This is a genomic window from Streptomyces sp. NPDC093984 (assembly GCF_044764595.1).
Lineage (GTDB): Bacteria > Actinomycetota > Actinomycetes > Streptomycetales > Streptomycetaceae > Streptomyces > Streptomyces cynarae.
In genome coordinates, this window is record NZ_JBIWIM010000004.1 from 131,671 (window position 1) to 153,042 (window position 21,372).

The window sequence follows — 21,372 nt, forward strand, 5'->3', positions numbered from 1 at the left end:
GTCATGCGCGCCAGTCGAGCGGGACCTGCTTGTCGCGGTCCCAGGGGCGCTCCCAGCCGGCGTAGTGCAGCAGGCGGTCGATGACGCCGGCCGTGAAGCCCCAGACGAGGGCCGATTCGACCAGGAATGCCGGGCCTCGGTGGCCGCTGGGATGGACCGTGGTGGCCCTGTTGGCCGGATCCGTGAGATCCGCCACGGGCACGGTGAACACCCGCGCCGTCTCGTTCGGATCGACGACGCCCACCGGGCTCGGCTCCCGCCACCAGCCGAGGACCGGTGTCACGACGAAGCCGCTGACCGGGATGTAGAGCTTGGGGAGGACGCCGAAGAGCTGCACGCCGGCCGGGTCGAGCCCGGTCTCCTCCTCGGCCTCCCGCAGGGCCGCCCGCAGCGGTCCCTCACCCTTCGGGTCGCCGTCCTCGGGGTCGAGGGCGCCACCGGGGAACGAGGGCTGCCCGGCGTGCGAGCGCAGCGACCCGGCGCGCTCCATCAGCAGCAGCTCGGGGCCGCGCTCGCCCTCACCGAACAGGATCAGCACGGCCGACTGGCGCCCCGCGCCGTTCTCCGGCGGCAGGAAACGGCTGAGTTGGAGCGGCTCGACGGTCCGTGCGGCCCGTACGACCGGGTCGAGCCAGTCCGGCAGGCCCTCCGTGCTCAGCCGCAGCCGCCCGCCGTCCGTGGTGTCGTGCCTGTGGCCCGTGTTGCTCACGTGCGTCATCGCCACCCCCGTTCTGCCGATCCCAACGCCCGCGGTACCACGGATCGTTCCGCGCATCCCTCGTGTGGGTGTCGCGCCCCGCGGCCCGCCGCGACACGTCCCTGCCCCGGGTGGCGTGCCGCACCGCGCACGGCCGTCATCCGGCACCCTGCGGCGGGGCCGGCTTTCCGCCCGCGTCCAGATACGCCTGCGGGGGCTTGAGCCGCTGGCCGGGGAAGCCGCCCTTCTCGTACTTGAGCAGCTTCCTCGCCTTCTCCGGGTCGGTCTCGCCCTCGCCGTAGGCCGGGCAGAGCGGGGCGATCGGGCAGGCGCCGCAGGCCGGCTTGCGGGCGTGGCAGATACGGCGGCCGTGCCAGATCACGTGGTGGGACAGGTCGGTCCAGTCGCTCTTCGGGAAGAGCGCGCCGACGGCCGCCTCGATCTTGTCGGGGTCGGTCTCGTCGGTCCACTGCCAGCGCCGCACCAGCCGCTGGCAGTGCGTGTCGACGGTGATGCCGGGGCGGCCGAAGGCGTTGCCCAGCACCACGAAGGCGGTCTTGCGGCCGACACCGGGCAGTTTGACGAGGTCTTCGAGGCGGTCGGGGACCTCGCCGCCGAACTGCTCCACCAGGGCCTTGGAGAGCCCTATCACCGACTTGGTCTTGGCCCGGAAGAACCCGGTCGGGCGCAGGATCCCCTCGACCTCCTCCGGATTGGCCGCCGCGAGGTCCTCCGGGGTCGGGTACTTGGCGAAGAGCCCCGGGGTCGTCTGGTTCACCCGGAGGTCGGTGGTCTGCGCGGACAGGACCGTCGCGACGATGAGCTGGAAGGGGTTCTCGAAGTCGAGCTCCGGGTGGGCGTACGGGTACACCTCGGCGAGCTCGCGGTTGATACGGCGGGCACGGCGGACGAGGGCGGTGCGCGACTCGCTCGTGGGCGGCTTGGCGGCGACGGTCTTCGCGGGGACGTTCTTGAGGGCGACGGTGCCGTCGGCGGCGACGGCCTCGGCGTGGGCCGGTTTCCTGGGGGCCCTCTTGGCCGGCGCCTTCTGCGCGGCGGCCTTTTTCGCGGCGGCCGTCCGCTTCGCCGGGGCGGTCTTCGCGGCGGGGGCCGCCTTCTTCGCCGGGGCGGCCTTCTCGGCGGGGGCAGCGTTCTTCTTCGGGGCGGCCTTCTTGGCGGGAGCAGCCTTCTTCGCCGCAGCGGCCTTCTTGGTGGCGGCCGTGGTCTTCCTGGTGGCCGTCCTCGCGGCAGGGCGCTGCTCCGGCGCCTCCTCGGGCGCCGTCTTCGCCGTCTTTGCCGTTTTCCTTCCGCCGCCAGGGCCCTGTTCGCCCATAGCGGAATCGCGACGTGCAACCACCCGTCCAGCCCCCTTGGCCTGTGCTCTCACCGGCGATTTGGACACCCGGCCAGCCTAAGGCCCGGCACCGACATCCGCCCCGCACCCGGAAGATCAGCATCCAATTGGACCCCTGCCGCGTACCCCGGCCCATCGGTGCGGCATCCTTGTGACAGATCACACTGTTTGGACCGTCCGGCAAAATGGGGAACACGGTCCCCTGGTATCCGGGGGAACAAGATCCCCTGAGCAGGTCGACAAGGAGAGAACTCGTGGACGACGTTCTGCGGCGCGCCCCGCTCTTCGCGGCGCTCGATGACGAGCAGGCCGCGGAGCTCCGCGCCTCCATGAGTGAGGTGACCCTCGCCCGCGGCGACTCGCTGTTCCACGAGGGCGACCCCGGTGACCGCCTTTACGTGGTCATGGAAGGCAAGGTCAAGCTCCACCGCACGTCCCCCGATGGCCGCGAGAACATGCTGGCGGTCCTCGGCCCCGGTGAGCTGATCGGCGAGCTGTCGCTGTTCGACCCGGGCCCGCGTACGGCGACGGCCACCGCGCTGACCGAGGTCAAGCTGCTGGGCCTGGGCCACGGCGACCTCCAGCCGTGGCTGAACGCCCGGCCCGAAGTGGCCGCGGCACTGCTGCGCGCCGTCGCCCGGCGGCTGCGCAAGACCAACGACCAGATGTCCGACCTGGTCTTCTCGGACGTGCCGGGCCGTGTGGCCCGCGCCCTGCTGGACCTCTCGCGGCGCTTCGGCGTGCAGTCCGAGGAGGGCATCCACGTCGTGCACGACCTCACGCAGGAGGAACTGGCCCAGCTGGTCGGCGCGTCCCGCGAAACCGTGAACAAGGCGCTGGCGGACTTCGCCCAGCGCGGGTGGCTCCGCCTGGAGGCGCGGGCCGTGATCCTGCTGGACGTGGAGCGGCTGGCGAAGCGGTCGCGCTGACGCTCGGCCTCGGCCGTACGGCTCCGGGTCCCGTCTCTCGGTGAGGCGGGGCCCGTTGTCGTCCACCGGGGCTGCCGCCCCAGAGACCCGCTCAGGCCTGAACGGCGGAGTACGCGCGCGTGCACGGCGTCAGAACCCCGCACCCAGGGCTCAGATCAGGCCGTGCTCCCTCAGGTAGTCCAGCTGTGCCCGCACCGACAGCTCCGCCGCCGGCCACAGGGAGCGGTCCACGTCCGCGTACACATGGGCGACGACCTCGCTCGGGGTGCGGTGGCCGTTCTCGACCGCCGTCTCGACCTGAGCCAGGCGGTGGGCGCGGTGGGCGAGGTAGTACTCCACGGCGCCCTGGGCGTCCTCCAGGACGGGCCCGTGGCCCGGGAGCACCGTGTGGACGCCGTCGTCGACCGTGAGCGACCTCAGGCGGCGCAGGGAGTCGAGATAGTCCCCCAGGCGGCCGTCGGGGTGCGCCACCACCGTCGTACCGCGGCCCAGGACGGTGTCACCCGTCAGCACGGCCCGGTCGGCCGGGAGGTGGAAGCACAGGGAGTCGGAGGTGTGGCCCGGCGTCGGCACGACCCTCAGTTCCAGGCCGCCGACCGTGATCACGTCCCCGTGGCCCAGTCCCTCGTCGCCCAGGCGCAGCGCGGGGTCCAGTGCGCGTACCTTCGTGCCCGTCAGCTCGGCGAACCGGGCGGCGCCCTCCGCGTGGTCGGGGTGGCCGTGGGTGAGCAGGGTGAGCACGACCCGCTTCCCGGACTTCTCGACCGTGTCGATCACGGTGCGCAGGTGCCCCTCGTCGAGCGGTCCGGGGTCGATCACCACCGCCTGCTCGGAGCCGGGTTCGGAGACGATCCAGGTGTTGGTGCCGTCCAGGGTCATCGCCGACGCGTTGGGCGCGAGGACGTTCACCGCGCGCGTGGTGGCCGGACCGGAGAGGACCGCGCCGCGCGGCCGGCCGGGGAGGGCTGCGGCGTCCGTCATGCCAGGGCACCTTCCGTCGCGTGGGTCGCGTGGGTCGCGTGGGTCATACGGGCGCCTGGCCCGTCGGGATGTGCTTGGTGAACTCGTCGTGGCCGGGCCAGGACAGCACGATCCGGCCGTCCTCCAGGCGGGCCGTGGCCAGGACGGGGGTCAGGTCGCGGCCCGGCGCGGCCTTCAGCGCCTCGGCGGCGGTCGCGCAGCCGATCAGCTGGCGCAGGGTCGCGATGGTGGGCGGCATCATCAGCAGTTCGCCCCTGTCGTACGCGGCCGCGGCCTCGGCCGGGCGGATCCACACCGTGCTGTCGGCCTCCGTGGAGGCGTTGCGGGTGCGCTGCCCCTCGGGGAGCGCGGCCACGAAGAACCAGGTGTCGTAGCGGCGGGGCTCGAACTCCGGGGTGATCCAGCGAGTCCACGCGCCGAGCAGGTCGGAGCGCAGGACCAGCCCCCGGCGCTCGAGGAACTCCGCGAACGACAGGTCGCGGGCGACCAGGGCCGCGCGATCCGCCTCCCAGTCCGCGCCGGTGGTGTCGCCGACGACCGTGTCCGGGGCCGGGCCGGCGAGCAGTACGCCCGCCTCCTCGTACGTCTCCCGTACGGCGGCGCAGACGATGGCCTGGGCGGACGTCTCGTCGACGCCGAGGCGCTGAGCCCACCACGCGCGCGTGGGGCCCGCCCAGCCGATCCTCAGGTCGTGGTCACGCGGGTCGACACCGCCGCCCGGGTAGGCGTACGCGCCTCCGGCGAAGGCCATGGAGGCGCGTCTGCGCAGCATGTGGACGGCGGGTGCGCCGCCGTCGTCCCGCAGGAGCATGACGGTGGCCGCGCGCTTCGGGGTGACCGGGGTGAGCGTGCCCTCCGCGAGCGCGCGGATCCGCTCTGGCCACTCCGGGGGAAACCACTGCCCATTCGCCATGGGCGGAGGCTATCCCGTAGTGAGCGGATGTTCGAGAGGCGACGATCGCCCCCCGAGGGACATCGTCCTCGCCCTCTGCAGGACGTCATCGCCCTCGCGTGGCCGGCGAGGGTCGATCACTCCTGCGTCAGCTCCACCTGGATCTCCACCTCGACCGGCGCGTCCAGCGGCAGCACCGCCACGCCGACCGCGCTGCGGGCGTGCACCCCCTTGTCGCCGAGGACCTCGCCGAGCAGTTCACTGGCGCCGTTGACGACACCGGGCTGGCCCGTGAAGTCGGAGGCCGACGCCACGAAGCCGACGACCTTCACCACGCGCGCGATGCGGTCCAGGTCGCCCGTCACGGACTTGACCGCCGCGAGCGCGTTCAGCGCGCACGTACGGGCCAGCTCCTTGGCTTCTTCGGCGGTGACCTCGGCGCCCACCTTGCCGGTCACCGGCAGCTTGCCGTCCACCATCGGGAGCTGCCCGGAGGTGTACACGTACGGCCCCGACCGCACGGCGGGCTGGTAGGCGGCGAGCGGCGGCACGACCTCCGGCAGGGTCAGGCCCAGCTCGGCGATCCGGGACTCGACCGCGCTCACGCCTGCTTCTCCCGCTTCAGGTAGGCCACCAGCTGCTCGGGGTTGTTCGGCCCGGGCACGACCTGGACGAGCTCCCAGCCGTCCTCGCCCCAGGTGTCCAGGATCTGCTTCGTGGCGTGGACGAGCAGCGGCACGGTGACGTATTCCCACTTGGTCATGGGGCCGACTGTAGCCGCTGTGGCCCAAGGGACACTCGGTCGGTCACCATCGTGCCCACGACCTGGCGGAAAGCCGGACGGAACGGCCGCCGCGGCCGCCGCGCGGGCCTGGCCGGGACGGCGCGGGCGACCGGGCGGGAGGCCGACCGGGACCACGGTTGTCCACAGCCTCCCGCGTAGCCCGCGCGCGAACTGGTTAGGCTCGAGGACGTGAGCAGGCTCCAGGTCGTCAGCGGTAAGGGCGGGACCGGAAAGACCACGGTCGCCGCGGCACTCGCGCTCGCCCTCGCGACGGAGGGCAAACGCACCCTTCTGGTCGAGGTCGAGGGCAGACAGGGCATCGCCCAACTCTTCGAGACGGAGGCGCTTCCGTACGAGGAGCGGAAGATCGCGGTCGCCCCGGGCGGCGGCGAGGTGTACGCGCTCGCCATCGACCCCGAGCTGGCCCTGCTGGACTACCTCCAGATGTTCTACAAACTGGGCGGCGCGGGACGGGCCCTGAAGAAGCTCGGCGCCATCGACTTCGCCACCACCATCGCGCCCGGCCTCAGGGACGTGCTCCTGACCGGCAAGGCGTGCGAGGCCGTCCGCAGGAAGGACAGGAGCGGCCGGTTCGCGTACGACTACGTGGTGATGGACGCACCTCCCACCGGCCGCATCACCCGCTTTTTGAACGTGAACGACGAGGTGGCCGGCCTCGCCAAGATCGGCCCGATACACAACCAGGCCCAGGCCGTGATGCGGGTGCTGAAGTCGCCCGAGACGGCCGTGCACCTGGTGACGCTCCTGGAGGAGATGCCCGTCCAGGAGACCGCCGACGGGATCGCCGAACTGCGCGCGGCGAAGCTCCCGGTGGGCCGGATCATCGTCAACATGGTGCGGCCGACGGTCCTGGACCAGGCGGACCTCGACCTCGCGCACGCGGCACCGCGGACGGCCATCGCCCAGTCCCTCTCGGGCGCCGGGCTCGGCGGCGCGCGGCGCGGCGGACTCGCGGAGCGGCTGGTGGACCCGCTGCTGAAGCAGGCCGACGAGTACGCGGAGCGGTTCGGCCTGGAGCGCGAGCAGCGGGCCGTTCTCACACGGCTGGGCCTGCCCCTGCACGAACTGCCGCTGCTCGCCGAGGGAATGGACCTGGCGGGCCTGTACGAACTGGCCACGGAACTGCGTCAGCAAGGGATCTCATGAACTCGGACCCGGCCCCCACGCACGACGACCAGGCCCCCACACAGGCCGACACGGCATCCACGCACGACGACACCCACGACGGCACGGCCCACCGCCACGCCGAGGCGGCCGATCCGGCCCACGATGCGCCGTACGCCCACGACACGGGCTCCACGCGCGCGTTGAACCCGGTGCCCGTCCTGGAGATCGACCCGCTCCTCGACGATCCGAAGACCCGCATCGTCGTGTGCTGCGGCTCCGGCGGAGTCGGCAAGACGACCACGGCGGCGGCCCTCGGGCTGCGCGCCGCCGAGCGCGGCCGCAAGGTGGTGGTGCTCACCATCGACCCGGCCCGCCGGCTCGCCCAGTCCATGGGCATCGACGCGCTCGACAACACCCCGCGGCGGGTGAAGGGCATCGACGACGCCGCGGGCGGCGAACTGCACGCCATGATGCTCGACATGAAGCGCACCTTCGACGAGATCGTCGAGGGGCACGCGGATCCGGAGCGGGCGGCCGCCATCCTGGGCAACCCCTTCTACCAGTCGCTCTCGGCGGGCTTCGCGGGCACGCAGGAGTACATGGCGATGGAGAAGCTGGGGCAGCTGCGGGCGCGCGACGAGTGGGACCTCATCGTCGTCGACACACCGCCCTCGCGCTCGGCGCTGGACTTCCTGGACGCCCCCAAGAGGCTCGGGTCCTTCCTGGACGGCAGGCTGATCCGGGTGCTGATGGCCCCGGCGAAGATGGGCGGCCGCGCGGGGATGAAGTTCCTGAACGTCGGCATGTCGATGATGACGGGCGCCCTGGGGAAGCTGCTCGGCGGTCAGCTCCTGAAGGACGTCCAGACGTTCGTGGCCGCCATGGACACCATGTTCGGCGGGTTCCGCACGCGCGCGGACGCCACCTACAAGCTGCTGCAGGCGCCCGGTACGGCGTTCCTGGTGGTGGCGGCCCCGGAGCGGGACGCGCTGCGGGAGGCCGCGTACTTCGTGGAGCGCCTGGCCGCCGAGGACATGCCGCTGGCCGGCCTGGTGCTCAACCGGGTCCACGGCAGCGACGCCGCCCAGTTGTCGGCCGAGCGGGCGCTCGCCGCCGCGGAAAATCTTGACGAGTCCGGCATTGTGGATCAGCGGGGCGGGAAAGCTGGACTTCGTAACGCTCCCGACACGTACGGCAGTTCAGAATCCCCCTCATCCGGAGCATCTGGCCCCGGCGCGGACTCCCCCACCGCCACGGACCAGGACCGGAGCGTCGAGCACCTCACCATGGGCCTGTTGCGACTGCATGCCGAGCGTATGCAGTTGCTCTCCCGCGAACAGCGCACGCGTGACCGTTTCACCGCGCTCCACCCCGAGGTGGCCGTGGCGGAAGTGGCCGCACTGCCCGGCGACGTCCACGACCTCGCGGGGCTACGGGACATCGGTGACCGCCTCGCGGCCAACCAGCCCGATCGGCCCGAGGAGCGCGAGGCATACGCGTGAGGAGCCCGACGCGGTCGCCGGGACGCAGCCGAGACCGGTATACGACCGCCGGAGGCCCGGGCGCTCGGAGGGTTGAGGCAGGTGTACGGCCATGCACGAGCCCCAGGGCGCGGCAGTCAGCCTCGCAGGGCCCGGCAGGCAGGGCTGCTGACGCCTGCGCGCCGCCCGTGTCGGCGCGCCCGCCCGGTCGTGCCGCGCCGCCCGTGGCACAGACGCGCGGCCCCGCAGGCCATGACACACCCGCCCCTGGCGGTACCGTCCTTGAAGAGGGCCCTCGAAGAGGCCCGTTGAAGGACACCCGCGAAGAGACCCAGGTCGGAGTGGAAGGCACGCCTAGGGCACCATGAGGTGTCCGTTGCCCGCCGGCGGCGGGCGCCCGCCTCGGACGGTGGCCGCCCTCAGCTCACCGCCGCGTAGTTCTCGTACACCTCTTCCTCACCGAGGGGCAGCAGGCCCGCCCCGCGCTCGTACTCCGTACGCGCGGTCTCCAGCAGGCGACGCCAGGAGGTGACGGTCGGCCGCCTGCGCAGCAGTGCGCGGCGCTCCCGCTCCGTCATGCCACCCCACACGCCGAACTCGACGCGGTTGTCCAGCGCGTCCGCCAGGCATTCCGTGCGTACCGGACACCCGGTGCACACCGCCTTGGCCCTGTTCTGCGCTGCTCCCTGAACGAACAGTTCATCCGGATCGGTAGTGCGGCAGGCCGCCTGCGCACTCCAGTCGGTTACCCAGCCCATACCGGCGCCGTCCTCTCCCGAATCGAGGCTCCCCCACGGCGGCAGCGGCATATTCACCGCCGCCAGTTGAGGACGTTACGGAAGGAGGGGACAGCGCAACACCCCCTTCGGGCCCAATCTTGAATGGTCCGAACGGACTATGGGTAAACGGCAGATCACCCGTGGGAGTGAGCTGGTAACGAACGCGACTTTCCGGACAGACCAGGGCAGTTCGGGGGTGCCACAACGGACGCCTGGTGACACACAAGGCGAATCCGGGCACGCATCTGCCAAAAAAGTTCGAGGAACACCGGAACGATTCGGGGTCGCCGGACGTACTTGATACGTGGCCCTACTGCTGTGACAGTTGGGAGCAGCTTAGGCCAAGGCCTGTACGCGTGTCCGGCGAATGAGAACGTAGGCTGCCCTCATGCCAAAAAAGCGCTCGGGCGGGGGGCAGTCCCCCGTGCAGCAGGCCGCCAAGTTCCTCGGAGTGAGTGTGCTCGCGGGGGCTGTGATGGCCGGCATCGCGCTGCCCGCCGCGGGTGCGCTCGGACTTGTGGCCAAGGGGTCGGTCCAGGGATTCGACGACATCCCGGCCAATCTGAAGAGCCCCCAGCTCAGCCAGCGCACGACCATCCTGGACAGCCAGGGCGGCCAGATCGCCACGGTCTACTCGCGCGACCGCACGGTGGTGGACCTCAAGAACATCTCGCCGTACGTGCAGAAGGCGATCGTCGCCATCGAGGACTCGCGGTTCTACGAGCACGGCGCGATCGACCTGAAGGGCGTCCTGCGCGCGCTGAACAAGAACGCGCAGAGCGGCGGAGTGGCCCAGGGCGCCTCCACGCTCACCCAGCAGCTGGTGAAGAACTACTTCATCGAGGAGGCCGGCAACGACCCGACCAAGGTCGCCCAGGCCACCCAGCAGACCCTCGGCCGCAAGATCCGCGAGCTCAAGTACGCGATCCAGATCGAGGAAAAGCTCGGCAAGAAGAAGATCCTCGAGAACTACCTGAACATCACGTTCTTCGGCCAGCAGGCCTACGGCGTCGAGGCCGCCTCCGAGCGCTACTTCTCCAAGCACGCCAAGGACCTGAACCTCCAGGAGTCAGCGCTCCTCGCGGGCCTCGTCCAGTCGCCGACGCGCTACGACCCCGTGAACGACGCGGCGGAGGCCAAGCAGCGGCGCAACGTGGTGCTGCAGCGCATGGCCGACCTGCACGACATCTCGCAGGCGGACGCCGACAAGGCCAAGGCGACCGGCCTCGGCCTGCACGTGAGCCAGCCGAAGAACGGCTGCATCACGGCCGTCAAGGGCGCGGGCTTCTTCTGCGACTACGTCCGCGAGGCGTTCCTGAACGACCCGATCTTCGGCAAGACCCAGGCGGAGCGGGCGAAGATCTGGAACCAGGGCGGACTGACGATCCGCACCACGCTCGACCCGCAGGCGCAGGACTCGGTGCAGAAGTCCATCAAGGACCACGTCAACAAGAGCGACGAGGTGGCCACGGCCGCGACCATCGTCGAGCCGGGCACCGGCAAGATCCTCGCGATGGGCCAGTCGCGTCCGTACGGCTTCGGCAAGGACGAGACCCAGATCAACCTGTCCGTGGACAAGGACATGGGCGGCGGCGCCGGCTACCAGGGTGGTTCGACCTTCAAGCCGATCGTGGCCGCGGCCGCCATCGAGGGCGGCAAGCCGGCGACCCAGGAGTACTCGTCGCCGTACGAGATGGAGTACCCGAGCCCGGTCTCCGCCTGCGACGGCAAGCAGTGGAAGAACACGGACGGCACCAAGCTCACCAACGAGAACGAGACGGAGCACGGCCCGTACCGCATGAAGGAGGCGACCGCCAAGTCGGTCAACACCTACTACGTGCAGCTGATCAGCGACATCGGCATCTGCCCGGTCATAGACACGGCCAAGAAGATGGGCTTCCACCGCGCTGACGGCGCGCCCATCGCCCAGGCCCCGTCGATCGCGCTCGGCACCCAGGAGGTGTCGCCGCTGACCATGGCGAGCGCGTACGCGACCTTCGCCGACCGCGGCACCTACTGCACACCGGTCGCGATCGAGTCGATCACGCAGACCGTCGGCAACGAGAAGAAGTCCCTGCCGGTCCCGAAGTCGACGTGCTCGCGCGCGATGTCGGAGACCACCGCGGACACGGTCAACACGCTCCTGAAGGGCGTCGTCGAGGACGGTACCGGTACGGAGGCCGGACTCGGCAGCCGTCCCAGCGCCGGCAAGACCGGTACGACGGACTTCCGGTACGCCGCCTGGTTCGTCGGCTACACGCCGAACATGGCGGGCGCGGTCTGGGTCGGCGACCCGGCGCACAAGCGGCAGATGACCCACATCACCATCGGCGGCGTCAGCTATGACAAGGTCTTCGGTGGCCAGGTCCCGGGCCCGATCTGGCGCGACATGATGACGGGTGCGCTGGCGGGCAAGCCGGCCCCGGACTTCAACCTCGTCGACATCCCGGACGACCACGGTCGCGACAAGGGCAACGGCGACAACAACGGGAACGGAAACGGCCACGGAAACGGCAACGGCAACGGCGGGCAGACGATCGGGGGACTGATCGGCGGCCTGCCCACCGGAGGGGCGACCGACACCGGCGGAACCACGGGCGGCCAGATCCCCACGCCCACCTTCTCCTTCCCCGACGGCCTCTTCCAGGGCAACGGCAACGGCGGCAACGGGAACGGCCCCGGCGGGCGAAGGGGGTAGCCCCTTCATGACAGCGGGGGCGCCTCTGGGTGAGGGGCGCCCCCGTCGACGTATGTGCCTGCGAGCAGGCGGCCGGATCAGCCGCTCGCGAGAAGCTGCTTGACCACGGCGGCGACGCGGCCGCCCTCCGCCTGGCCGGCCACCTTGGGGTTCACGATCTTCATGACCTGCCCCATGGCGCGCGGGCCCTCGGCGCCCGCCGCCTTCGCCTCCTCCACGGCCTGCGCGACGATCTGCCGCAGCTCGTCGTCGGACAGCTGCTTGGGCAGGTACGTGGCGAGCACCTCGCCCTCCGCCTTCTCCCGCTCGGCCTGTTCGGCGCGACCGCCCTGAGCGAACGCGTCGGCGGCCTCCCGCCGCTTCTTCGCCTCACGGGTGATCACCTTGGTGACCTCCTCGTCGGAGAGCTCGCGCTTCTCCTTGCCCGCGACCTCCTCCTTGGTGATCGCGGCGAGCGTCAGCCGGAGCGTCGAGGAGCGGAGCTCGTCGCGCTCCTTGATCGCGGCGTTGAGGTCTTCCTGCAGCTTCGACTTGAGCGTGGTCATGCCTCTGATTGTCGCAGGTGCGGTGAGGCGACTGCCCGTACATTTCCAGGGCGTGGTGGGCGACCGGGACCGTCGGTGCCGATCGCAGGCCGCGCCGGGTCGGGGTCGTCCACAGGTGAACGCGGGGCGGCAGCCGGTTCTGACACCATGTGTCGTATGCGCGCACGATACGGAGTACCCCTGGGAATCACGGCGGTTGCCGCCGCCGGACTGCTGTACTCGGCCGGGTTCGAGGCCCGTTCCTTCCGGCTGCGCCGGGTGACGGTCCCGGTGCTGCCCCCGGGGGCGCACCCGCTCCGCGTCCTGCAGGTCTCCGACATCCACATGGTGAGCGGGCAGCGCAAGAAGCAGCGCTGGCTGCGCTCACTGGCGGGCCTGCGCCCCGACTTCGTGATCAACACCGGGGACAACCTCTCCGACACCGAGGGTGTGCCGGAGGTGCTGGACGCACTCGGCCCGCTGATGGAGTTCCCGGGGGCGTACGTCTTCGGTTCGAACGACTACTACGGCCCCAGGCTCCGCAACCCGGCCCGCTACCTGGTGGAGAAGGTGAGGGGCCACCACGGTCTGAACGGCAACCCGCCGGTGGTCGGCGCCATCCACAACCCCTGGGAGGAGCTGCGCGACAGCTTCGACGCGGCGGGCTGGCTGAACCTGACGAACACCCGGGGCACCCTGAAGATCGAGGGCCTGGAGATCGAGCTGACGGGCCTGGACGACCCGCACATCAAGCGCGACCGGTACGCGCGCGTGGCGGGTGGCCCGTCCTCCTCGGCGGACTTCTCGATGGGCGTGGTCCACGCGCCGTATCTGCGCAGCCTGGATGCGTTCACGGCGGACGGCTATCCGCTGATCCTGGCCGGCCACACCCACGGCGGCCAGCTGTGCATCCCCTTCTACGGCGCCCTGGTCACCAACTGCGACCTGGACGCGGACCGGGTGAAGGGCCTGTCACGGCACACGGCGGAGGGCCGGACGTCGTACCTGCACGTGTCAGCGGGCTGCGGTACGAACCGCTACACGCCGGTACGGTTCGCCTGCCCGCCGGAGGCGACGCTGCTGACGCTGGTGGAGAGGGAGGCATCGCCCGAGGCGTAACCCCAGCCATACCCCGCCCGGACCATCCCGTATCGCCCCTTCTGCCCCACCCGCTTAGCGTGAGGGCATGATCACGCCGATACCCAAGGAGATCCCGGACCTCCCCCCGGTGCCGGGCAAGCCGACCCTGGCACCGTCCTTCGTCCCCGCCGCGGCCGTGGTCGCCCCCGTACGCCGCCCCGTAGCGGCCCGCTACCGTCTGCTGGTGGCGCTGACGGCCGCGGCAGCGGTGGCCATGGACCTGACCCTCGGCAGCCCCGCCCGGGTCCTGAGCTACTTCACCATCCAGGCCAACGTGCTGCTGGCCCTGACCTTCGCCCTGTCGGCCTGGCGGGCCCGAACGGCCCGCTACCCGCTGCCCCCGCTGATCACCGGCGGCACCCTGTTCTACGCGCTGATCGCGAGCCTGGTCTACCACGTGCTCCTGGTGAACGAGCCGGGCCCCTTCTCGATGACGGACAGGCCCACGATCTGGTCCGCACTCGCCAGCCAGGTGCTGCACACGGTCACCCCGATCGCGGCCCTTCTGGACTGGCTGCTCCTGACCCGCCCGGCCCCCCTGAGCCTGCAGCACGCCACGCGCTGGCTCCTCTACCCCCTGGCGTACCTGATCTTCACCCTGGCCCGCGGCGCGCTGCTCCCACCGACCGCGGACGCGCGCTACCTGTACCCGTTCCTGGACGTCGCCCACCTCGGCTACAAGAGCGCCCTCGCCAACGCACTCCTGCTCGGCCTGGCCTTCTTCGGCCTGGCCCTCCTCCTGATCCTCGCCGACCACGTCCGCCCCGACCCGTCGCGCCGCCGCCGGAAAACCGGATTTCGTCTCCGGCCACCAGTGGGCTAGAGTAAACGTCGTCGCCGCGACAGCAGCGACACCGGGGTGTAGCGCAGCTTGGCAGCGCGCTTCGTTCGGGACGAAGAGGTCGTGGGTTCAAATCCCGCCACCCCGACGCCGTAGTACCAGGTCAGGGGCCTGATCCGCTTAGCGGGTCGGGCCCCTGAGTGGTTCCGGGGGCCGTTTTGGGAGCCGTTTGGGAGCCAAGTTCGGGATCCGACTCCCCGGCGGCTCCCGGATTCCTTGCGCCGAGCCCATCGACCTGCTGCGGCCGTCGAACTCCTCCGACATCCTCGGCCAGTCGCCAGTTCCTCTGTCGCTCCGCCTCCCGGTGGGTCCGGAGGGATGTGCTCAAACGCATGCCGTCGACCCTGCGATCTCGGCACACCATCAGCAGCAAGAGTCAGATCTTGGGCTGCCGTGCGAGGCCACGTCGGCAGTACTCCGGCAGCGACGCCGACACCGATCAGCGCTCGCGATAGCGCGCGAAGACGCGAGAGCGCTCCTGTTCCCAGGTCCACTCCGCGGCCGTCCGGTAGAACGGCGCCCCTTTGGCCAACTCGAAGAACTGGCCGGCGGGCCTGCCGGTTGCCTTGAGGATCACGATGGACGAGAGCATCGGCTCAAGCCCCTGACTGTCTCGGCGGCAGGCGTCACCCAGCAAGAGGCTGATGATCAGGCCGCGGTAATGGACATTGTGCCCCTTCGCCTTCAGTTCTTCGCTGAGGGACTTGTACCAGCCGTCGGTACGGCCCTCTCGTGCCCAGCGCCGAAGGATTTCCATCGTCCCGTCCAGCGCAGACAGGTACTCGGCATCGCCCTGCTTCATCCGAACCCCCACCCCCTCTCGGCAACTCCCCCACAGTATCTGGGACATGTGCATTGACGGCACCGGTCACCGCGCACAGGGGAGCGATGGGTCAGCAGTCGTGGGCGCAGTTCGAACTGGACCCGACGATCTCCGAGGCCGCGTATGGGATGTACCGGCGGACGTGGCGGCGTCAACTCGGCCACCCAGCGACCCTTCCGCGCCGACCAGGCAGGGATGGATCAACTCGCCAATCAATGAAGGGAAGTTGGACCGGACGTTGCTTGCGAAGCTAGCTCCGCGAATGTACGGTTGAAGTCATCGAGGGGCGGGCACGGCTCGGACTTCGTGCGCGGTGGGGGCAGGGGAAGCGTGCAGTTCCTAGTCCGGCACCGCAGGCAACAGCGTGTGACACGTGAACTGCCGCACCACCCTGCATGGTTTCCAGGCCCGGCAGGGGGTGCGGCTCAACCGACCCCGCACAGTGTGCGAAGACAGAAAGGACAACCTCGTGAGGACTGTCGATGTCCATCATGCACGTTCCCTCCCGCCTCGGGCCAGAGCGGCCGTGGTGCCGCTCGTAGTGATCATCGTCGTGGCCGTGTTCGGTGCCTCCCTCGTGGGGCACGGCACGGCGGCGCTGATCGCGGTCGTCACGACTCTGCTGGCCGCTGCCGTGCAGGAGCTGCTGCGGGCTGCCATGCGGCACTGGACGCGCGTCGCCTGATTGTCGGCGGTGGGGGCACGGTGCGCATACACGCCGCGCCCCCACCGCTGGCGCGTAGGGAGCACAGCAAAGCGTGAGTGCCGGGAAGAGAGACGGAGGAGTGTGCGCAGAGAGGAGGAGTCCATGACTCGGGGCCAGGTCCCCCTCGGGAGTATTTGCGAGGTGACGGCCGGTCCGTCCGGTTCCTTGCTGGAAAGCCTGCAAGACGGTCCGGACGGGGTGCCGGTGATATCGCCGCCGGATCTCACCGATCACCACACGGTGGATACCCGGCGGCTGCGCCGGGTGCCGTGGAGTGAGGCCAAGCGGCTCTCCCGGTTCGCGCTGCGGGAAGGCGACCTCCTCGTCGTGCGGCAAGGGGCGCTCGGTCGGCTGGCGTTGATCGAGGAAGAACACGCCACATGGTTCTACAGCTCGTCCTGTCTGCGCCTCAGGCCCCGGCGTGAGTTCGTCCTGCCCGCGTACCTCGTGTCATATCTGTCCTATCCGCCCGTGCAACGGGCCTTGCTGGGACAGTCCCTCCCGGGTACCGTCCCGTCGCTCAACTCCACGATGCTGAAGGAGTTGCCGGTCACGGTTCCGCCGCTGGACCGGCAGCGCTCCGTCGTCGAGGCCCTGGCCGATGTCGACGCCCGGATCAGGATCCAGCGGCTGATGGCCGACCGCCTTGAGGCACTACGGCCGGCCATCTTCGGAGAGCTGATTCAAGGAACGAGGCACAGGTGAGTCCCCTTACCGTCGCGCAGTTGGAAAGCGCCTTCTTCGGCGCCGCCGACATCCTGCGAGGCAGAATGGATGCTTCGCAGTACCGTGATGTCATCTCCGGAATGCTGGTCCTCAAGCGGGCCTCGGACCAGCCCGGTATTCTCCGAGTGCCCGAGCGGGCGCGCTGGTCGCACATCATCGGCTACGAGGGCAAGGCGCTGGGTCACGTACTCAACGAAGCCCTGTGGGAACTCGAGCGGAGCAACCCTGAGGTATTGAAGGGTGTCTTCGAGGCTCTCGACTTCGACAGATGGCTGGGCCGTGCCGAGTTGAAGGCACTGGTCGATCACTTCGACCACATTCTGCTGAGCGACGACAACTTGGAGTTCGGCGATGAGGTCGGTCGTGCCTATGACTTTGTCCTCAGCGCGTTCGCTGACAGCGCGGGGAAACGGGGTGGGGAGTTCTTCACCCCCCGCTCTGTGGTCCGGCTGATGGTGCGCTTGGTCCGACCGGAGGAGGGGCAGTCGGTCTACGACCCGTTCGCCGGTTCGGGAGGCATGCTCGTCCAGGCCAGGCAGTACGTCGACGAGCACGGCGGGGACGGCGCGAGCCTCGCCCTTTTCGGGCAGGAAGTGAACGGCGCAACGTGGTCCACGGCCCGGCTGAACCTCCTATTGCACAGCATCACGGACAGTTCGGTGCTCTGCGGCGACACACTGACCGATCCACTTCACTCAGGGGAGGACGGGCGCGTCAGACGCTTCGATCGTGTGCTTACCAATCCTCCCTTCTCGATCAAGTACTCCGAGAAGGAGATGAGGCACCCGGAGCGGATGAAGTACGGCGGGGCATCAGGGCAGCTTAAGATCGCCGACCTGATGAACGTCCAGCATGTGCTGGCCACACTCCGCCCGGACGGAATCGGAGCAGTGGTCACCCCGCATGGTGTGCTGTTCCGGGGTGGAGCAGAAGCGGAGATCCGCCGAGGCATCGTCGAGGACGCCCGGCTCGAAGCAGTGATCGGTATTGGCCCGAACGTCTTCCACGGCACGGCCATCCCCGCCTGCATCCTGGTTCTGCGGGGCACGAACGGAACACCAGCGGATCAGCGCGGCCAGGTGCTGTTCATCAACGCCGAGCGCGAATTGGTCACGGGGCGGTCGCAGAACCACCTGGAGCCGCAGAACATTGAGAAGATCGTGAATGCTTTCCGCGAGTGGGCGGACATCCCCGGATTCGCACGGGCGGTCTCGCTCGAGGAGATCGCGGACAACGACTTCAACCTCAACATCCGGCGCTACGTGGACACCACTCCGCCCCCCGAGCCACCGCTGGACGTTCGCGCGGCACTGTTCGGTGGTGTGCCAAGAAGCGAAGTTGATGTGGAAATGGCGAAGTTCCACGCTCACGGCATCGACCTCGCTGACCTGTTCGCGTTGAAAGGTTCCGGCTATCTCGATTTCCTGAGCGACGGCTGTGAGGCGACCGCAGCACGCATCTCGGTCCTCGCTGCTGCCCGAGAGGAAGAGTTCATCGACCGCTGTCGTTCTTGGTGGGAGGAAACGGCATCACGCATTGCCGAGCTAGCGGGCACAGCACGGCTGTTGATGTTGCGTCCCCGGCTTATGGCTTCCTTCTGTGAGGAACTGCTGTCGGCGCGGATTCTGGACCGGTACCAGCTGACCGGAGCCTTCGCGGCATGGTGGTCGGACCGGCACGACGACCTCAGAAGCCTGGACCTCCGGGGCTTTTCTGGGGTGATCGATCGATGGGCCACGGCCGACGGCGGGCGGTCTTCGTATCTCCCCCAGAACCTGGCGCGCGAACGAGTGCTCGACGTTCTTGGTGAGGATCTCCGCTCCCGAGTGGAGAAGCTCGTTGCCGCGGAACGACAGGGACTGGTCGATATCTACCGCTCATGGGGCGACCGATACGAGACCTCCCTCATGGATCTGGAGAAGCAGAACGAGGCCGCTGCGGCAAGGCTCGGAGCCCGATTGGAGAAGCTTGGTTACATGTAGTCCGGCCTCCCTGGCGCCGCAATCTCTCGACCGCGTCGCCAGACTGAGGTGATCGCCGTGACTGGGTCGCTGTAGGCCACCCTGAACCGCCGTGATCCTGGAGTACAGGTACGAGTGACCGAGCAGGGTGACGGACTAGCCATGAGCCCCGCGAGTCCTTCGGCTTGGCCCTGGCGTGGGCCTTGCACTGCACGGTGGAGGGCTCGTTGTACGGGCCGAGCGGCGCTGGTAGCTGTTCGGGCGCTCAAGGACAGCGCATGATGTGGGCCTCGACCGCGCTTCGTTCGAGGCCCATTTCTCACCAGATCCGCCACTCGACTTCTGACTACTGAAGCGCTCGCTGGCGCGCTCGCAGAAGTCCATCGAGGACGCGCACCGGTGACGTAGGACACATCGCCAGCCGGGCATCGAGCGCCGACTCCCACTGCTGGGCCAGTCCGAACATTAGGCGCTTGCGCATGCCTGAGGTGACGTGGGCGTAGCGCGCCGAGACCGAGCCGTCGATGTGGCCCATGCGTTCGTCCATGAGCACCTTCTCGGTTCCCAAGTCCTCCATCATCGTCCGGTGGGTGTGGCGAAGGCCGTGGGGCGTGAGCCCCTTGGCTATCGGGAGCCAGCAGGCGTCAGCCCGATCGCTGGCACCCCGTCCCCGGGCCGGGACGCCGGGCCACGGCTCGCCGAGCAAGGGCACCGGCCGTGGCTCCTGCGGCGCCTTCTTCGGGTACCAGCCGGAGACCGCCGGCGTGAACAGCCAGGTTGCGAAACCGTTCCTGCGCCAGTGGGCGGCATGCTCCGGCACGAATCCGCCCCGCACGAACCCGAGGTCCGCGATGGCCTGCTCGACCTTCGCTCGCGTGGCCTCGGTGACGCGTTCGGGGTGGTTGAGCACGTTGGACACCGTGCCGGTCGAAACGTCGGCACGACGGGCGACGTCGACGAGCTTCGCGCCCTGGTGGCCCCCGGTACGCGCCGCGCCCTGTCCTCGGAAGACGTAGGTCTTGCCGTGACAGGGGCACGGCTTGGGCTTCGTGCGGGCGATGTGGTTCGCGACCAGCGCGGACAGCCAGTCCATCGAGTCGATGGTGCGGTAGCTGTCGTCCTTCGGCGGGCAGCGCACCAACTCCCCCGAGTCGAGCTCGTACAGCTGCCACTCGACACGGACGGCTCCAGGGCGGACGAACGCGGTCTCCAGGCCGACGATCTCGCCCCAGCGCATGCCGGTGTACCCCTTGAGGACCACGGCGACGAACTCGTCGTCACGGCCGGAGAGCAGGGCGGCGCGCTCGGCGGTCAGCAAGATGCCGAGCGCGTCGGTGACCACCTTCTCCGGACCACGGTCTCGGGAGCGGCCGGCGCGCTTACCCCGTCCCCGCCGCCGAGCAGCCGGGTTGGACGTGATCAGGCCCTCGTCGATCGCGTCCTCGAAGATCAGGTGGAGCGTCGAGCGCCAGGTCTTGACGCTGGAGGCCGCGTAGAGGGCCTTCTCCTTCTTCTCCCACAGGTCGACGTCCGTGCGCAGGATGCCGGCGAGCGCCTTGTCCTCGAACTCGGGGAGCAGGTGCTCTTCGATGTGGCGCTTGTAGTTCTGCATGGTCGAGGCGGCCAGGTCCTGGGCCTCGTACCAGCGGTTCGCGTACTCGCCGAAGGTCTCCTGGCCGAGGGCCGGGTCGCGCCAGTCGCCGCGACGGTACTTGTTCTCGGCCTCGGCCGCTGCCCGTTGGGCCTCGCCCTTGGTGGCGAACCTGATCGCCTTGCCGTTCTCGTCGACGACCGTGTTGTGCTTGCCGGGCGCGACCTTGTACCGGCCGCGCCAGTAGTTTCCGCGCTTCTCCGCGAAACCCAAGTCCCGCTGTCCCCTCTTGGTTGTCCTCGGCTACGGCAGATGCGATCGGGTCACGCGACAGTGCTGTACTGCTGCTGTCGACGCGGCGGGCGGGCCCGCAGGCGAGTCGCCGGCGCCACGGCGGGGCGGCGACGTTGCGCGGAGTCGGTCTGCGTACCGGGCTCGGAGAGCGGCTCGGTCGCCCGGGCGGCTGTCTGCGCGGGCTGCGCCGGCCGCTCCTCGTAGAGGCGGATGATCTCGGCGAGGTGCTCGGCGGTGAAGCGGTAGGCGCGGCCGACCCGGGTGTGCGGTATCAGGCGCCGTCGCGCGCGGTCCTTGACCCACCAGGCCGAGCAGCCGAGGGTGTCGGCGATCTCCTCGGGGCGGTAGAGGCGGGGTGGAGGGGCGTCGGACGGCCTGTGGGGGACGGGCGCGGGCGTGGGTCGGTGCAAGGGGGCGGCTCCTGGTCGCGAGGGCGGCGGGGATGCGTGGGCGACTCAGGTGGCGCCCGGGCCCTGGAGGAGGGCGAGGGGCGATACCTGCAGGGCTTCGGCGATGGCGACGAGGTCGTCGATATCGCATCGCCGCTTGGCGAGTTCGATGCGGGACAGCATCGTGTTGGACATAGGACGGCCCAAAGCGGTACATCGTGCGGCGAGTTGGCGCTGCCCAAGGCCGCGTTCCGTACGGAGGATTTCGATGGTGCGAGCCGCCAGCATTCCTGCGGGCCCTATTTCCAGAGATCGTGCTGCCATGGCTCCAGTTGTAGCGTGCATTCGCCGGTTTGGTTAACCGGCGATCGTCGGCTATGTTGCGCCGCGCTCAATCGGTGAGCGAGGCGGTCGGGGTGCTGCGCAAGGCCGGATCCCCGAACGGGTCCCAACACCAGAGACCCTCTCTGACGTGGGGTGTTGTGTTGTAGCTTCGTCGCTCGCAGGACGTCAACGGCTTCCCGATGTGATCCTTCTGGCTCGGGGTGCGGGGCAACTATTTGGTCAACCGCCGATCGTGCCCTACCGTTTTCGCACCGCCCTCGCCGATTCGATTTCCAGCGGCATTTCTGCCGTGAGAGATTGCGCCGGATA

General features: G+C 69.5%; 21 protein-coding genes and 1 tRNA gene. 10 read left to right on the top strand and 12 right to left on the bottom strand.

The annotated features are described in order from the left end of the window. Position 1: 1 nt before the first annotated feature. A complete protein-coding gene (locus tag ACIRC0_RS16620; RefSeq protein WP_403616780.1) occupies positions 2-718 on the bottom strand; it encodes an NUDIX hydrolase in 717 nt (238 codons plus the stop codon). 136 nt (positions 719-854) lie between these two features. Beyond that, on the bottom strand, positions 855-2,030 hold the full coding sequence (gene nth / locus ACIRC0_RS16625) for an endonuclease III (RefSeq protein ID WP_403616782.1): 1,176 nt from the start codon (positions 2,028-2,030) through the stop codon (positions 855-857). Between the two features lie 275 nt (positions 2,031-2,305). Here nth and ACIRC0_RS16630 point away from each other — a divergent pair, with 275 nt between their 5' ends. Further along, positions 2,306-2,980, top strand: coding sequence for a Crp/Fnr family transcriptional regulator (locus tag ACIRC0_RS16630; protein WP_103837943.1), 675 nt, complete (start codon positions 2,306-2,308; stop codon positions 2,978-2,980). 150 nt (positions 2,981-3,130) lie between these two features. Here the strand turns inward: ACIRC0_RS16630 and ACIRC0_RS16635 are convergent, their stop codons facing one another. The 4 genes from ACIRC0_RS16635 to ACIRC0_RS16650 form a co-directional block, all read right to left on the bottom strand. After that, entirely contained in the window at positions 3,131-3,961 is an 831-nt protein-coding gene (locus ACIRC0_RS16635; RefSeq protein ID WP_403616785.1) for an MBL fold metallo-hydrolase, read from the bottom strand. 43 nt (positions 3,962-4,004) lie between these two features. Continuing rightward, positions 4,005-4,874 carry an NUDIX hydrolase gene (locus ACIRC0_RS16640; protein WP_403616788.1) on the bottom strand — a complete coding sequence of 290 codons (870 nt, stop codon included), beginning with the start codon at positions 4,872-4,874 and terminating at the stop codon, positions 4,005-4,007. Between the two features lie 116 nt (positions 4,875-4,990). Further along, positions 4,991-5,458, bottom strand: a complete 468-nt coding sequence (locus ACIRC0_RS16645) for a RidA family protein (RefSeq protein ID WP_403616791.1) — start codon at positions 5,456-5,458, stop codon at positions 4,991-4,993. Continuing rightward, a complete protein-coding gene (locus tag ACIRC0_RS16650; RefSeq protein WP_003981536.1) occupies positions 5,455-5,616 on the bottom strand; it encodes a DUF4177 domain-containing protein in 162 nt (53 codons plus the stop codon). Before ACIRC0_RS16650 ends, ACIRC0_RS16645 begins: the two co-directional genes overlap by 4 nt. Positions 5,617-5,826: 210 nt before the next feature. Between ACIRC0_RS16650 and ACIRC0_RS16655 the strand changes: the two genes are divergently transcribed. Further along, complete coding sequence (locus tag ACIRC0_RS16655) at positions 5,827-6,804, top strand: ArsA family ATPase (RefSeq protein ID WP_403616795.1); 978 nt, start codon at positions 5,827-5,829, stop codon at positions 6,802-6,804. Then, on the top strand, positions 6,801-8,267 hold the full coding sequence (locus tag ACIRC0_RS16660) for an ArsA family ATPase (RefSeq protein ID WP_403616798.1): 1,467 nt from the start codon (positions 6,801-6,803) through the stop codon (positions 8,265-8,267). The genes ACIRC0_RS16655 and ACIRC0_RS16660 overlap by 4 nt, the downstream gene beginning before the upstream one ends. Positions 8,268-8,665: 398 nt before the next feature. Here the strand turns inward: ACIRC0_RS16660 and wblA are convergent, their stop codons facing one another. Beyond that, positions 8,666-9,004, bottom strand: coding sequence for a transcriptional regulator WblA (gene wblA / locus ACIRC0_RS16665; RefSeq protein ID WP_403616801.1), 339 nt, complete (start codon positions 9,002-9,004; stop codon positions 8,666-8,668). A 409-nt stretch (positions 9,005-9,413) separates the two neighbouring features. Between wblA and ACIRC0_RS16670 the strand changes: the two genes are divergently transcribed. Next, on the top strand, positions 9,414-11,723 hold the full coding sequence (locus tag ACIRC0_RS16670; RefSeq protein ID WP_403616803.1) for a transglycosylase domain-containing protein: 2,310 nt from the start codon (positions 9,414-9,416) through the stop codon (positions 11,721-11,723). A gap of 77 nt (positions 11,724-11,800) precedes the next feature. Here the strand turns inward: ACIRC0_RS16670 and ACIRC0_RS16675 are convergent, their stop codons facing one another. Then, the gene (locus ACIRC0_RS16675; protein ID WP_403616806.1) at positions 11,801-12,268 is read right to left on the bottom strand and encodes a GatB/YqeY domain-containing protein; all 468 of its coding nucleotides are present in this window, start codon (positions 12,266-12,268) and stop codon (positions 11,801-11,803) included. A 156-nt stretch (positions 12,269-12,424) separates the two neighbouring features. Here ACIRC0_RS16675 and ACIRC0_RS16680 point away from each other — a divergent pair, with 156 nt between their 5' ends. From ACIRC0_RS16680 to ACIRC0_RS16690, 3 genes are all read left to right on the top strand, one after another. Next, positions 12,425-13,366, top strand: a complete 942-nt coding sequence (locus ACIRC0_RS16680) for a metallophosphoesterase (RefSeq protein ID WP_403616809.1) — start codon at positions 12,425-12,427, stop codon at positions 13,364-13,366. A 67-nt stretch (positions 13,367-13,433) separates the two neighbouring features. Then, a complete protein-coding gene (locus ACIRC0_RS16685) occupies positions 13,434-14,210 on the top strand; it encodes a Pr6Pr family membrane protein (protein ID WP_403616812.1) in 777 nt (258 codons plus the stop codon). A 32-nt stretch (positions 14,211-14,242) separates the two neighbouring features. Next, positions 14,243-14,316 (top strand) — tRNA-Pro (locus ACIRC0_RS16690). A gap of 351 nt (positions 14,317-14,667) precedes the next feature. Here the strand turns inward: ACIRC0_RS16690 and ACIRC0_RS16695 are convergent. Beyond that, positions 14,668-15,030 (bottom strand): hypothetical protein, encoded by a 363-nt coding sequence (locus ACIRC0_RS16695; RefSeq protein ID WP_027734931.1) that lies wholly within the window; start codon positions 15,028-15,030, stop codon positions 14,668-14,670. A 550-nt stretch (positions 15,031-15,580) separates the two neighbouring features. Here ACIRC0_RS16695 and ACIRC0_RS16700 point away from each other — a divergent pair. The 3 genes from ACIRC0_RS16700 (at position 15,581) to ACIRC0_RS16710 (ending at position 18,465) form a co-directional block, all read left to right on the top strand. Further along, positions 15,581-15,736, top strand: coding sequence for a hypothetical protein (locus ACIRC0_RS16700; RefSeq protein WP_369151539.1), 156 nt, complete (start codon positions 15,581-15,583; stop codon positions 15,734-15,736). A gap of 123 nt (positions 15,737-15,859) precedes the next feature. After that, positions 15,860-16,462, top strand: coding sequence for a restriction endonuclease subunit S (locus tag ACIRC0_RS16705; protein ID WP_279571457.1), 603 nt, complete (start codon positions 15,860-15,862; stop codon positions 16,460-16,462). 20 nt (positions 16,463-16,482) lie between these two features. Then, positions 16,483-18,465 carry an N-6 DNA methylase gene (locus ACIRC0_RS16710; RefSeq protein WP_403616817.1) on the top strand — a complete coding sequence of 661 codons (1,983 nt, stop codon included), beginning with the start codon at positions 16,483-16,485 and terminating at the stop codon, positions 18,463-18,465. 325 nt (positions 18,466-18,790) lie between these two features. Here ACIRC0_RS16710 and ACIRC0_RS16715 read toward each other — a convergent pair whose 3' ends face one another. From ACIRC0_RS16715 to ACIRC0_RS16725, 3 genes are read right to left on the bottom strand one after another with little or no spacing between them, the layout of a single operon-like run. Continuing rightward, positions 18,791-20,308 (bottom strand): LacI family DNA-binding transcriptional regulator, encoded by a 1,518-nt coding sequence (locus tag ACIRC0_RS16715; protein WP_403616820.1) that lies wholly within the window; start codon positions 20,306-20,308, stop codon positions 18,791-18,793. A gap of 50 nt (positions 20,309-20,358) precedes the next feature. Next, the gene (locus tag ACIRC0_RS16720; protein ID WP_053212832.1) at positions 20,359-20,739 is read right to left on the bottom strand and encodes a helix-turn-helix domain-containing protein; all 381 of its coding nucleotides are present in this window, start codon (positions 20,737-20,739) and stop codon (positions 20,359-20,361) included. Between the two features lie 45 nt (positions 20,740-20,784). Continuing rightward, positions 20,785-21,042, bottom strand: a complete 258-nt coding sequence (locus ACIRC0_RS16725; protein ID WP_087774237.1) for a helix-turn-helix domain-containing protein — start codon at positions 21,040-21,042, stop codon at positions 20,785-20,787. Positions 21,043-21,372: the final 330 nt, after the last annotated feature.